Origin of the sequence: Bifidobacterium sp. SO1 (assembly GCF_018555335.1) — a bacterium.
Taxonomy (GTDB): Bacteria; Actinomycetota; Actinomycetes; order Actinomycetales; family Bifidobacteriaceae; genus Bifidobacterium; species Bifidobacterium simiiventris.
In genome coordinates, this window is the sequence record NZ_JAFEJR010000017.1 from 1 (window position 1) to 11,208 (window position 11,208).

Annotated in this window: 11 protein-coding genes; 8 read left to right on the forward strand and 3 right to left on the reverse strand. The window is 63.0% G+C overall.

Going from position 1 to position 11,208, the window contains the following annotated elements:
• Window positions 1-230 precede the first annotated feature (230 nt).
• Window positions 231-755 carry a thioredoxin-dependent thiol peroxidase gene (bcp, locus tag JS541_RS11635; RefSeq protein ID WP_214374679.1) on the reverse strand — a complete coding sequence of 175 codons (525 nt, stop codon included), beginning with the start codon at window positions 753-755 and terminating at the stop codon, window positions 231-233.
• A 66-nt stretch (window positions 756-821) separates the two neighbouring features.
• Window positions 822-1,283 (reverse strand): DUF2510 domain-containing protein, encoded by a 462-nt coding sequence (locus JS541_RS11640; RefSeq protein WP_214374680.1) that lies wholly within the window; start codon window positions 1,281-1,283, stop codon window positions 822-824.
• A 232-nt stretch (window positions 1,284-1,515) separates the two neighbouring features.
• On the opposite strand from JS541_RS11640, the gene pyrB reads away from it, so the two are divergent.
• The 7 genes from pyrB (at window position 1,516) to pyrE (ending at window position 8,041) form a co-directional block, all read left to right on the forward strand.
• Window positions 1,516-2,478 carry an aspartate carbamoyltransferase gene (gene pyrB / locus JS541_RS11645; RefSeq protein WP_214374727.1) on the forward strand — a complete coding sequence of 321 codons (963 nt, stop codon included), beginning with the start codon at window positions 1,516-1,518 and terminating at the stop codon, window positions 2,476-2,478.
• A complete protein-coding gene (locus JS541_RS11650) occupies window positions 2,478-2,912 on the forward strand; it encodes an aspartate carbamoyltransferase regulatory subunit (RefSeq protein WP_214374681.1) in 435 nt (144 codons plus the stop codon). The genes pyrB and JS541_RS11650 overlap by 1 nt, the downstream gene beginning before the upstream one ends.
• The gene (locus JS541_RS11655) at window positions 2,912-4,348 is read left to right on the forward strand and encodes a dihydroorotase (protein WP_214374682.1); all 1,437 of its coding nucleotides are present in this window, start codon (window positions 2,912-2,914) and stop codon (window positions 4,346-4,348) included. The genes JS541_RS11650 and JS541_RS11655 overlap by 1 nt, the downstream gene beginning before the upstream one ends.
• A gap of 15 nt (window positions 4,349-4,363) precedes the next feature.
• A complete protein-coding gene (gene pyrF / locus JS541_RS11660; protein WP_214374683.1) occupies window positions 4,364-5,338 on the forward strand; it encodes an orotidine-5'-phosphate decarboxylase in 975 nt (324 codons plus the stop codon).
• A gap of 138 nt (window positions 5,339-5,476) precedes the next feature.
• Window positions 5,477-6,307 carry a dihydroorotate dehydrogenase electron transfer subunit gene (locus tag JS541_RS11665; protein ID WP_214374684.1) on the forward strand — a complete coding sequence of 277 codons (831 nt, stop codon included), beginning with the start codon at window positions 5,477-5,479 and terminating at the stop codon, window positions 6,305-6,307.
• A 4-nt stretch (window positions 6,308-6,311) separates the two neighbouring features.
• Window positions 6,312-7,265 carry a dihydroorotate dehydrogenase gene (locus JS541_RS11670; protein WP_214374685.1) on the forward strand — a complete coding sequence of 318 codons (954 nt, stop codon included), beginning with the start codon at window positions 6,312-6,314 and terminating at the stop codon, window positions 7,263-7,265.
• Window positions 7,266-7,342: 77 nt separating this feature from the next.
• Window positions 7,343-8,041 (forward strand): orotate phosphoribosyltransferase, encoded by a 699-nt coding sequence (pyrE, locus tag JS541_RS11675; RefSeq protein ID WP_214374686.1) that lies wholly within the window; start codon window positions 7,343-7,345, stop codon window positions 8,039-8,041.
• A 72-nt stretch (window positions 8,042-8,113) separates the two neighbouring features.
• On the opposite strand, the gene JS541_RS11680 is transcribed toward pyrE, so the two are convergent.
• A complete protein-coding gene (locus JS541_RS11680; protein WP_236036944.1) occupies window positions 8,114-9,694 on the reverse strand; it encodes an ATP-binding cassette domain-containing protein in 1,581 nt (526 codons plus the stop codon).
• 387 nt (window positions 9,695-10,081) lie between these two features.
• Here JS541_RS11680 and JS541_RS11685 point away from each other — a divergent pair, with 387 nt between their 5' ends.
• Window positions 10,082-11,005, forward strand: coding sequence for a LysR family transcriptional regulator (locus JS541_RS11685; RefSeq protein WP_214374687.1), 924 nt, complete (start codon window positions 10,082-10,084; stop codon window positions 11,003-11,005).
• Window positions 11,006-11,208: the final 203 nt, after the last annotated feature.

Genomic DNA, 11,208 nt, shown 5'->3' on the forward strand with positions numbered 1-11,208 from the left:
GTCCCATTCCGAACCCGGAAGCTAAGGCCTGGCACGGCGATGGTACTGCACTCGACAGGGTGTGGGAGAGTAGCACGCCGCCGCATTTACACGTCACGAAGGACCCCGGTCGAGCAACACGCTCCCGAGGCCCTCCCATATAACCACACAACACAAAGCCCTGGACTGCAACAGTTCGGGGCTTTGTCATCTCGGCGAAGAGAGAATTCCTTTCAAGAAGTCAGCACGGATTATGACCGCAGCGCTTTTAGCAACGAATCGACATGTCCTTTGGCACGTACGTTGTATCGTGCCAGCATGATCACACCGTCACTGTCGATGGCGAACGTCGATCGAATCACGCCCACATGCACTTTGCCATACAGCTTCTTTTCCCCATATGCCCCGTACTGCTTATGTACGGTCAGATCGGTGTCAGACAGTAACGGGAAACTCAGATGATCACGTTCCACGAAACGATGCAGTTTCGGCAGTGGATCCTTAGACACGCCCAATACTGTGAATCCGAGAGATTCAAGACGGGCGAGATTGTCACGGAAGGCACATGCTTCGGTCGTGCAACCCGGCGTCATCGCGGCGGGATAAAAGTAGAGCACCACATTCTGACGTTGTTCCATTAGCGCAGACAGTGTGATGTGTGTTTCAGTGCCGTCCGGCAATGCGGCAGGCAATGTGAAGTCGGGCGCCGCTTGCCCGACTTCGAGGCGTGCGGGCAAATCGGTCGGTTCAATGTCAGGTTGAGTCATACCTGACATTGTATGGGCTGCGGCAGTCGGTGCAACAGCTGCAGCCCATACAATGAGGCCATCAACGGCTGGATATCAGGCATCCTTCTTGCTGATCAGCAGCAGAATGCCGGCGATCTGGCTCGCGAAAATCAGCGTGCAGACGCCGAACGCCGTCGTATTGGCCGCTTCGCCTTTGTAGATTCGCCAACTGTGAATCGTCATCGGGATCATCCATGCCAGCGCGACCAGCGTCCAGCACCATGCGATGCATCCGATCACATTCAACACGAATGCCGCCAGACGAAGGTTGCGATCCGTCTCCGTCATCCACGTACCGTTTGTCATGTACATGGGTTGTTGCGGGTCTCCATACCCACCGTTGTATTGCTGCTGATATGCGTTCTGCTGTTGCCCCGCGAACGGATTCGGATTCGCGTTCGGATCCGTCTGCGGTGCCGGCATGACACTGTCGGTCCACTGCGTACCGTCCCACCAGCGTAGTTTCGTCTGATCGCCGGACGGGACCGGGTACCATCCCGGCTGATACTCTGCCATACATCCTCATTTCTGTTGAAGTGCTGCTGCCATTTTAACAGCGGATGTCTAACCGATCGGTATACGAATGATTGGAGAAGACTCGGCAATCTGAACGTGGGGTGAACACGCGGGGTCGCGCGGCGGGGCGTGTCGCGTGTATAGTCGGATAGGTCACTTCTGTGGCCACCTTATCCGCTTCACGCAAGAAAGGTGAGCCGTGTCAGTAACAGACGAGTCGGTCGAGACGCCGATGATTGGTAAGAGCGTCATCTCGCTCGATGATCTTTCCCTCCGCCAGATCAAGGAACTGCTGCATAAGGCGCAGTACATCGATTCCCATCGCCGGGAAGTCGCGCATACCTGCGACGGCAGGGTGCTGGCCACGCTGTTCTACGAGCCGAGCACGCGCACGCGCCTGAGCTTCGAAACCGCCATGCTGCGCCTGGGCGGCAAAGTGATCGGTTTCGCCGGCTCCCAGCTGTCGAGCGCGTCCAAGGGCGAGTCGATCGCCGACACGCTCAAGACCGTGTCCAACTATGTCGACGTGGTCGCGATCCGTCACCCGAAGGAAGGCGCGGCGCTCGTCGCATCCCGCGCCGCCTCCGTGCCGGTCATCAACGCCGGCGACGGTGGTCACATGCATCCCACGCAGACGCTCGCCGATCTGGCCACGCTGCAGTCGCGCTTCGGTCGCGTCATTGACCTGACCGTTGGCCTGTGCGGCGACCTCATGTTCGGCCGTACCGTGCACAGCCTCATCGAAACGTTGTGTCGCTTCGGCAACGTGCACTTCGTGCTCATCAGCCCCGACGAGCTCAAGACCCCGCAATATGTGCTCGACCGCATCGACGCGACCCCGTCCTGCTCCTACACCGAGGTCAAGGATCTCGTCTCCGTGATCGGCGACCTCGACGTGCTGTACATGACCCGCGTGCAGCAGGAGCGCTTCTTCAACGAGGACGACTATCTGCGTCTGCGTGACACGTACATCCTCGACGAGGACAAGCTTCAGCTCGCCAAGCCGGACATGGCCGTGCTGCACCCGCTGCCGCGCATCAACGAGATCGCTGTCGAGGTCGACAACGACCCGCGCGCCGCCTACTTCGAGCAGGTGAAGAACGGCATGCTCATGCGCATGGCGCTCGAAAGCTCCGTGATCGGCGACGAACTGCCCGGATATGAACCGCTTGAAGCCAAGGAGGTCAAGGCCTGATGGAAGTCACCAGCATCGTCAACGGCATCATCATCGATCATGTGCCGGCCGGCACCGCGCTCAAGGTGCTCGAATACCTGAAGATCAACCCGGCGAAGACCAAGCTCGCGCTGATCATGAACACCGACAGCCACCTGTACGGCACGAAGGACATCATCAAGATCGAGGACGAGGATGGCAAGAAGACGCCCGCCATCGACCTCGACGTGCTCGGCCTCGTCGCGCGCACCGCGACTGTCGGCATCGTGCGTGGCGGCAAGATCGTCGAAAAGAAGACCCCGACGCTGCCTGAGCATGTGATCAACATCCTCACCTGCAAGAACCCGCGCTGCGTGACCACCACCGAACGCGGCATCGACCAGATGTTCCATCTGACGCATTCCGAGCGTCAGGAATACCGTTGCGACTACTGCGACGAGGAAGCGAAACTGTAATGCTGACTCTGCGCAACATCACGGTATGGGACACCGGCGAGACGATCGATCTGGTGATCTCCGACGCCGACGCGAGCCGGCTGTTCAGCGAATCGGGCGCGGTGACGGGCGGCGAGTTTGACGCGACCGGCCTGACCGTGGCGCCCGGCTTCGCCGACCCGCACGTGCACTTCCGCGATCCCGGCCAGACGTACAAGGAGTCGATGATCTCCGGATGCCGCGCGTCCGCGTCGGGCGGCTACACGAACGTGCTCATCATGCCGAACACCGTGCCCGCGATGGACGGGGAGCCGGTCGTGGCCGGCGAGCCCGGTGCGTCCGAAGTGCTCAGCGCCGGCTACGGCACGGTGATCGACTACCTGCAGCACTACGAGGCCGCGCATGATACGGCGCTGCCGGTGCGCTACGACCTATGCGTGTGCGCGTCGAAGGGACGCGTCGGCGGCGAGGCGAGCGATCCGGACCGTTGGCGTGAGTATCTGACGTCTTCCGCGACCGTGCGCGGGAAAGCCAAGGATGCGTATCAGCTCGCCCATCCGGTCACCGCGGTCAGCGACGACGGTTCCGCCGTGACCCCTGCGATCCTCGACGATGTGCTGCGCAACGTCAAGGACACCGGACTGTATCTGATCGAACACTGCGAGCATCACGACATCGGCGCGGTCAACGACGGCCCGGTCGCGCGCGAACTCGGCGTGCCCGGCATCCCGGAGGACACCGAGCTGAAGATCGTGGCGCGCGATATCGCCAAGGCCCGCGAAACCGGCGTCCACGTGCACTTCCAGCATGTGAGCACCGCGATCTCGTTCGACGCGATCCGCGAAGCCAAGGCCGAGGGGCTGCCGATCACCTGCGAGACCGCGCCGCACTACATAGCATTGTGCGACGAGGACCTCCTGAAGTACGGCACGCTGGCGAAGATGAACCCGCCGCTGCGTTCGGCTGCCGACCGTCAGGCGACGATCGCCGCGATCGCGGACGGCACGGTCGACATGCTCGCCACCGACCACGCGCCGCACACGCTCGAGGAGAAGGAACGCGGGTTCCTTGACGCGCCGAACGGCATCATCGGGCTGGAATGTGCGTACGGCGTGGCGCACAAGGTGCTCGTCGAAGACGGATACATCGACGACAAGCGGCTCATCGAACTGATGTCGGTCGCGCCGCAGCATCTCATGGGCCATGTGCCGACCGACGTGGCCGGACTGCTCAACACGTCGTCCACGTGCGCGGTCAAGCGCACGCTGGATCTGAGCCGCGTGGAGCATCCCGAGAGCGTCGATCTGGTGATCCTGAACACGAACGAATCATGGACGGTGGACCCGGAACGGTTCCATTCGGCCGCGCGCAACACGCCGTTCGGCGGATGGCAGGTGACCGGCCGGCCGCTCGCCACGGTGATCGGCTCGAAACTGGTGTTCAGCAGGATCAAGTAACGAAAGGACAACGTCATGGATCGACTGATCGAAGCGATCGAGAACGCGCAGAACCCGAGCGTGGTTGGACTCGACCCGACGCCGGCGCTCGTGCCGCCGCAGGTCGTCGCGTCGTTCGCGGATGAAGTGCGCGACTCCGTCGAGGACCAGGCCGAAATCCCGGCCGCGCAGCTCGCCGTCGCGTACTTCGAATTCAACCGTGCGATCATCGACGCGGTCGCCGACATCGTGCCCGCCGTCAAACCCCAGATCGCCATGTACGAGGCGATCGGACCGGCCGGCGTGGACGCGTACACGATGACCTGCGAATACGCGCAGCAGCAGGGACTCTACGTGCTCGGCGACATCAAGCGCGGCGACATCGGGTCGACCGCGGCCGCTTACGCCGGCCACCTGAGTGGCGTTGCGGGATTCGAGGACGGCGCGCAGCCGTTCGACCCGTGGCATGAGGATGCGGTCACCGTCAACCCGTACCTCGGCACCGACGGCATCACGCCGTTCGTGGACGCGGCCGCCGCGGCCGACAAGGACATCTTCGTCCTCGTGCGCACGTCGAACCCGTCCAGCAAGGAACTGCAGGAACTCGACCTCGCCGATGGCGGCAAGCTCTACGAGCACGTCGCCGACCTGGTCGAAGGCTGGGGGAGCGCGACCATCGGCAGCCACGGCTATTCGCGCGTCGGCGCGGTCGTCGGCGCCACCCATCCTGAGGAGGGCGCGGCCCTGCGCAAGCGTATGCCGCACACGTTCTTCCTCGTGCCCGGCTACGGTGCACAGGGCGGCACGGCGGCGGGAGTCGCCGGCATGTTCGATCACGACGGCTCCGGCGCGATCGTCAACTCGTCACGCGGCATCATCGGCGCATGGAAGAAGACCGGCGAGTACCGCGACGACATGAGCGCCGGCGAGGCGCTCGACTTGGTCGCCTCCGCGGCGCGTCAGGCCGCAAGCGACATGCGCGACGACCTGCGCGTGAACGTGTACCGGTAAGAACGACGGCCAGGGGGCGGAGTGAAGCGAGACGCCCCCCTGGCCACCATGCCGATGCAGATGGCTGCGGCAGACCTTGGCGTAAGCTGGACTACTGGCGCTGAATAGATTATGCAGATGAGGAGAATCAAGGAAGCAATGCCCACAGCAACCTTCACCCCCACCGCCGACGTGGTCGCCGAGGCGACCGAAGCCGGCTATTTCCCGGGCCGGCACACGGTCGAGATCACCGAGGTCACGAAACTCACCGAAGGCGTGTACCGTCTCACGTTCCGCGACCAGTACATCGCGAAGCACGCGCGTCCGGCGCAGTTCGTGAACCTGTTCAGCCACGATCCGATGAAGCTGCTGCCGCGTCCGTTCGGCGTGAGCGAGGTGGACGGCGACCTGGTCAGTGTCATCTTCGCGGTCGTCGGCAAGGGCACCGCGGAATTCTCCGAACTCGCGGCCGGCGACCATATCGACGTGCTCGGCCCGCTCGGCCGTCCATTCAACACGAAGACCGCGTCGCACTACATCCTCGTCGGCGGTGGTCTCGGCGTGCCGCCGCTCATCTACACCGCGCAATATCTTCAGTCGAACGACGACGTGTGCACCACTGCCGTGTTCGGCTACCGCAACGACCACTTCGCTGATCAGTATGTGTCCCGCTATGCGGACGCGACGGTGAGCATCGACGAATCCGAAGGCAACGTCATCACGCTGCTCGACCGGATGGAGGCGGCCGGCGAACTTACCCGCGACGGTCTTGCGCCGGTGATCCTGTCCTGCGGCCCGCTGCCGATGATGAAGGCCGTGGCGCAATGGGCGTCCAAGCGCGGCATCCCGAGCCAGCTGAGCATGGAGCAGCGCATGGGCTGCGGATACGGCACCTGCGTGGTGTGCGTGGTCGACACGGTAGACGGACGCAAGAAGGTGTGCTCGGACGGTCCGGTATTCACCGCGGAACAGCTCGGATGGGAGGCGTGAGACGATGACCGAGAACGGCAACACCCCGATCAACGTGTACGAGAAGCACGAGTGGAAGCACAAGACCGTCGTCGCCGGCGTCGAATGGAAGAACCCGGTCGGCACCGCGTCCGGCACGTTCCAGCTGGCCGCATGCCGCTGGTTCTATGACGTGAGCCAGATGGGCGCGATCTCCACCAAGGGCGTCTCCCCAGTGCCGTGGGAAGGCAACCCCGGTCCGCGCACGGCCGAAAGCCCGGCCGGCATGGTCAACGCGGTCGGTCTGCAGAACCCGGGCGTCGATCATTATCTCGTCGACGAACTGCCCAAACTCAAGGAGCTTGGCGCGACTGTCGTCACCAACGTCGCCGGCCACAGCGACGACGACTACGCGCAGGTCGTCGCCAAGCTCGCCGATTCGCCGGCCGATATGCTCGAAATCAACGTGAGCTGCCCGAACGTGAGCTACGGCGGCATGTCCGTCGGTACCGATCCGGTCGCGTTGAGCCGTCTCATCGGCCATCTGCGTAAGCTCACCTCCAAGCCGATGATCGTCAAGCTGTCGCCGAATGTGACCGACATCGCGACCATCGCACGCGCCGCCGCCGAAGCGGGCGCGGATGCGCTGAGCCTGATCAACACGCTCGTCGGCATGCGCATCGACATCCGCACCGGCGAGCCGATCATCTCCAATCGCACCGGCGGCGTAAGCGGACCGGCGATCTTCCCGGTCGCGCTCGGCTTCGTGTGGCGCGTGCGCCAGACCCTGCCGGACATCCCGATCATCGGCATCGGCGGCATCGACTCCGGCGAGAAGGCGCTCGAATTCCTGTACGCCGGCGCGAACGCTGTCGAAGTGGGCGCGGCCGCACTGTACGATCCGACCGCGCCAATCCGCGTGGCGCGCGAACTCGACGACCTGCTCGACTCGCGTCCGGAACTTGCGGCGAAACTCGCCGTGGGCGAGACCTGGCGCTGACGGCACCGCAACGTAGTACGACGTATGTTCGGCTCTTCTCAGTACAGGGGAGCCACGGTTTCGACAAGGAGAACATCATGACCACCGCATCGCTCGACCACCGCTTCACCGAGTTCCTGCTCGATTCGCAGGCGCTCAAGTTCGGCGACTTCACGCTCAAGTCCGGCCGCAAGTCCCCGTACTTCATCAACGCGGGCGCGTTCAACGACGGCCGCAAGATCGCCACGCTCGGCGCGTTCTACGCCGAGAAGATCGCCGAGGAGATCAAGGCCGGCAATCTGCCCGCCGACATCGACACCGTGTTCGGCCCGGCGTACAAGGGCATCCCACTGGGTGTGTCCACCGCGATCGCCCTGACCTCCGCGCACGGCATGGAGGTCGGCTACACGTTCGACCGCAAGGAGAAGAAGGACCACGGCGATGGCGGCATGATGGTCGGCACACAACTCAAGGACGGCATGAAGGTGCTGCTCGTCGACGACGTGATGACCGCCGGCACCGCCGTGCGCGAGGTCATCCCCAAGCTCAAGGCCGAAGCCGACGTCGAGGTCGTGGGCCTCGTGCTGTCCGTCGATCGCATGGAGAAGACCAAGGACTCCGACCTGTCCGCCGTCAAGGCCGTCGAGGCCGAGTTCGGTTTCCCGGTGTTCGCCATCGCCAACGTTCGTGAGATCTTCGAGGCCGGCCAGCATATCACCACCGCATCCGGCCAGCCGTATGTGACTCCCGAGATCAAGGCCGCCGCCGACGCCTACCTCGCCCAGTACGGTGCGTGACCGCGTTGCACAACCTGTCTTGACTACGTCCTTCCGCCGTGCCTGACGCATCGGCGGAAGGACGTTTCCGTATCAGCCGACCGTCAGCCGCGCCCGCGTACCATCGCGCTGCAGCGACCAACGGATCGTGACGGTCTGCCGCAGGAACCCCTCGTCATGGGAGACGAGGATCAGCGCGCCGGGATACCCCGTCAGCGCACGGCCCAGCGTCTGCATCGAATGCAGATCGAGGTGGTTCGTCGGCTCGTCCATGACGATCAGATGCGGATGCCGGCGCAATCCCAGACACAGCAGCAGCTTGCGCAGCTCGCCCGGCGACGGATTGCCGCCGGCAATCAGCCGCTCAGGGTCGGCGTTCAGCTGCGCGACGGACGACAGCACAAGACCGCGCTCCTTCGCCGGCAATGCGGCCAGTCGGGCCATCGCCCGTCGCGCATCTGCCTCGGTGGTGTTCTGCGGCAACACCAGACGAGGCAGCCGCAGTCCGGTACGACGTTCGTTCAGTTCGATCTCGCGCAACAGCGCATTGACCAGCGTGGTCTTGCCGGTGCCGTTCGAACCGCTGATGCCGATGCGATCGTGCGGGCCGACCGTCAGCATGGGAACGGCGACGCCGTCGCCATGCTCCGGGACCGCTGCGGCGGCATCGCCACCGTACGGGAGCCATCCCGCCGGCAACCGCACCAGCTCACGGCGACTGCTCGACTCGGCGTCTATCCAGATATCGCCGTCATACCGTTTCGCCGCGGTGACGATGCCCGCGGCCTTCTCCCGCGCCGCCGCGACCTGTGCGTCGATGCGGGCGCTCGCAGGCCCGAGACTGCTCGGATTGTGGTTGTATTTGATCGCATTGCGCGCGTCATGATCCTTCGGATCGACGAAACGATGGTTTTTGGCCGACGACACCTCCAACGTCGCATCATGCTTGCGCTGCGCCTTGACCGACGACAATCGCGCGGATTCGCGACGCGCGTCGCGCAACGCCGCATCCGCCGACTGACGATCGATCGCCGCGCTCGCCGATGCGGCGGCATAGTTGCCCGGCCGCATGCGCACGACGGTCACGTTCTGTCCGCACACATGGTCACGTTCGAAAAACGCGCATTGATCGGCGACCGCGTCGATCAGCGCCACGTCATGCGATACGAGGATGCCGATGCCGCCGAACGAACGCAACGCGGCGATGATGCGCTCGCGGGTCGGCGCGTCCACGTGATTCGTCGGTTCGTCCAAGACGAGCACGTCCGACCGCAACGCCAGCGCGCAGGCGACCTGCAGTCGTTTGGCCTCGCCGCCGGACAGGGCATCGAATCGCCACGGCCAGTCGTCGCCGATGCCGAGATCGCGGCGAATCGCCAGTGTCTCCGGCGACCAGTCATTGGCGAAATCGTCCAGATTCGCCGGCATCTCGTCGGTGTTCTGCGGACAGTATCCAGAGACGATGCCGTTCGGAGCGGGGGAGACGACGCCGGATTCGGGTGCCAGATCACCGAGCGCGATGCGGATCAGCGTGGTCTTGCCGATGCCGTTGTCGCCCAATACGGCCGTCCAGCCGCGAGGGAACGCGACCGATACGTCGGCTAACAGCGGTTCCGGAGCTTCGGGATAGGTAAAGGTGATATGGGATAACGTGAGTACGGAATTCAGTGACATATGGTGCTCCAATGCGGTATGTTCGCCGCGAACCGGCGTCCCGTTGATTATTGCGGGAGCCTTCGGCTGCGGCGTGATAGATGAGATTGCGTATGACACCAATATGCGAACGGCATATGCAGGGACGGCGTGGCCGCCACGGATTCGAAGCGAAGCACATCAATCCATGCGCGGAGCCGTACGACAAGCGTTCCATACGGATATGCTTCACCCGTGAAGCCGTCCGCCGGTGCCGCCTATCGAATAATCAACGAAGTAGATCCTTGCCGTTCCGGGGATTCTGGCATATCGAACCACCGATGTCCTGTCTGAACGATTCACATCATACACGGGATCCGGACTTATAAGCCGATCTCACGTAGCGGGCTTGCGCTATAACTGGAGCTTATGACACTGCTGCAGCTGAAATACATCGTCAAGATTGTCGAATGCGGGTCGATGAACGAGGCCTCGCACGAACTGTACGTCTCGCAGCCCGCGCTGAGCTCGTCCGTGAAGGAACTGGAGAACGAACTGGGCATCGAGATCTTCACCCGTTCGTCGCAGGGTATCGCCCTGACCGTCGACGGCGCGGAGTTCCTCACCTACGCCCGTCAGGTCCTCGATCAGGCCGCCTTGCTCGAGGAGCGCTACAAGAACGCGAAGCCGCGCAAGCAGTTGTGCTCCGTGTCCACCCAGCACTACATGTTCGCCGTCGAGGCGTTCGTCGAGATGATCAACTCGATCAAGTCCGACGAATACGAGTTCACCATCCGCGAGACGCGCACCAAGGACATCATCAACCAGGTCGCCAACATGCTTTCCGAAATCGGTATCCTGTACCTGTCCGACTTCAACAAGGACGTGATCGGCAAGCTGCTGCGCGAGAAGCACCTCGAGTTCCATCCGCTGTTCCGTGCCCCGCTGCACGTGTTCCTCGCTCGCACCAACCCGCTGGCGAACAAGAAGAAGCTCACGATGGAGGACCTGAAGCCATACCCATTCATCCAGTACGAGCAGGGTGAGGACGGCAGCTTCTACTTCGCGGAGGAAGCCGTGTGGCCCGAATACAACCCGAAGCAGATCAATGTGACCGACCGCGCCACGATCCTCAACTTCATCGTCGGACTCAACGGCTACACGGTGTGCACCGGCATCGACAACGGCGACCTCAACAACGAGAAGATCGTCACCGTGCCGCTCGACTCGGACGAGACGATGCTCGTCGGCTGGATCACCAACGAGCGCGCGAAGCTGTCGAAGGCGGCGGAGGACTACCTCGCGAAGCTCAAGTCAGTGGTCGCCTCGCACGGGTACAAGCTGATCGACTGACGGCTGCTGGATTGACGTGGCTGCCAATGCGGTCTGCGGGTTGCGGATCGGCGTGATCGCAGGTCTTGCGAAACCGACAACTTGCGGCACTGTTCTGTTATGTTGCAGAACAGTGCCGCAAGTGTCGTTATGACGGTTTTCGGCAACGATGACCGGCATATGGAATATGACGAAACGCGCCGGCCTGCGGTGTTGCTAGTCTT

Excerpts from the sequence above, each read along its gene's own strand:
- bcp (WP_214374679.1), bottom strand. The coding sequence starts at position 755 with ATGTCAGGTATGACTCAACCTGACATTGAACCGACCGATTTGCCCGCA.
- JS541_RS11640 (WP_214374680.1), bottom strand. The coding sequence starts at position 1,283 with ATGGCAGAGTATCAGCCGGGATGGTACCCGGTCCCGTCCGGCGATCAG.
- pyrB (WP_214374727.1), top strand. The coding sequence starts at position 1,516 with ATGATTGGTAAGAGCGTCATCTCGCTCGATGATCTTTCCCTCCGCCAG.
- JS541_RS11650 (WP_214374681.1), top strand. The coding sequence starts at position 2,478 with ATGGAAGTCACCAGCATCGTCAACGGCATCATCATCGATCATGTGCCG.
- JS541_RS11655 (WP_214374682.1), top strand. The coding sequence starts at position 2,912 with ATGCTGACTCTGCGCAACATCACGGTATGGGACACCGGCGAGACGATC.
- pyrF (WP_214374683.1), top strand. The coding sequence starts at position 4,364 with ATGGATCGACTGATCGAAGCGATCGAGAACGCGCAGAACCCGAGCGTG.
- JS541_RS11665 (WP_214374684.1), top strand. The coding sequence starts at position 5,477 with ATGCCCACAGCAACCTTCACCCCCACCGCCGACGTGGTCGCCGAGGCG.
- JS541_RS11670 (WP_214374685.1), top strand. The coding sequence starts at position 6,312 with ATGACCGAGAACGGCAACACCCCGATCAACGTGTACGAGAAGCACGAG.
- pyrE (WP_214374686.1), top strand. The coding sequence starts at position 7,343 with ATGACCACCGCATCGCTCGACCACCGCTTCACCGAGTTCCTGCTCGAT.
- JS541_RS11680 (WP_236036944.1), bottom strand. The coding sequence starts at position 9,694 with ATGTCACTGAATTCCGTACTCACGTTATCCCATATCACCTTTACCTAT.
- JS541_RS11685 (WP_214374687.1), top strand. The coding sequence starts at position 10,082 with ATGACACTGCTGCAGCTGAAATACATCGTCAAGATTGTCGAATGCGGG.